The following is a 270-nucleotide window of genomic DNA, read 5'->3' as shown; positions in this document are numbered from 1 at the left end:
CGGAAGAAGTGCCGATTCTCGATGGCAGCGCGGCACCTTGGGTGGATGCGATCCGCGCGTGCGGCCGTGTCGCGCTCGATGCGCCGAAACGCTTCATCCGCGTGCTGCGGCCCGTCGTCGTCACGGACGGCGAGGGCGACCAGCGGCGCGAAATGCGGATCGAACCGGCGCCGCGTTACGAACTGAGCGTGCGCAACGACCTGCGCGGCTTCGGCGACATGCACTGGGATGGGGCGCTGACGCCGGCCGCATTCGCGACCGAAATCGCGC

Annotated in this window: 1 protein-coding gene; it reads left to right on the top strand. The window is 69.6% G+C overall.

The genetic code is table 11. The features are described from left to right. The coding region (locus AAEY68_RS21115) for a UDP-3-O-acyl-N-acetylglucosamine deacetylase (RefSeq protein WP_350586834.1) at nt 1-270 on the top strand (270 nt) is incomplete at both ends.

Origin of the sequence: Pseudoalteromonas sp. RB2-MNA-CIBAN-0110 (assembly GCF_040309305.1) — a bacterium.
In the GTDB taxonomy this organism is placed as follows: Bacteria; Pseudomonadota; Gammaproteobacteria; order Enterobacterales; family Alteromonadaceae; genus Pseudoalteromonas; species Pseudoalteromonas arctica.
This window is presented reverse-complemented; position numbering and strand designations above follow the sequence as displayed.